The organism is Paraburkholderia sp. SIMBA_054, assembly GCF_046534875.1.
In the GTDB taxonomy this organism is placed as follows: Bacteria; Pseudomonadota; Gammaproteobacteria; order Burkholderiales; family Burkholderiaceae; genus Paraburkholderia; species Paraburkholderia hospita.
Map to the genome: position 1 here is coordinate 1 of NZ_JAWRXV010001439.1, position 245 is coordinate 245.

At 66.5% G+C, this 245-nt stretch carries 1 pseudogene; it reads left to right on the plus strand.

The window, feature by feature from the left end:
* Positions 1-159, plus strand: a pseudogene (locus SB822_RS59800) (2-keto-3-deoxygluconate permease); the annotation flags it as partial.
* Positions 160-245 lie beyond the last annotated feature (86 nt).

Genomic DNA, 245 nt, shown 5'->3' on the forward strand with positions numbered 1-245 from the left:
GCGACCGCGATGGTCGCGACCGCCTGCCTCGTGACCGCGATTCTGGTGCCGATGCTGACCGCGCTATGGGTGCGCCGTCATCATGCGCGCGATACGTTGCGCGAGGAATTGCTGACGCCCGCGGCGACGCCGCTGAAGGAGAGCGACGTGCATGTGTGAGCGGGTGTGAGCATGCGCGCTGATGCTCGCTGACCGAGCGTAGAAACGCCGGGGCCGCTTTAACGCGGCCCCAGTTTCGTTTCGAG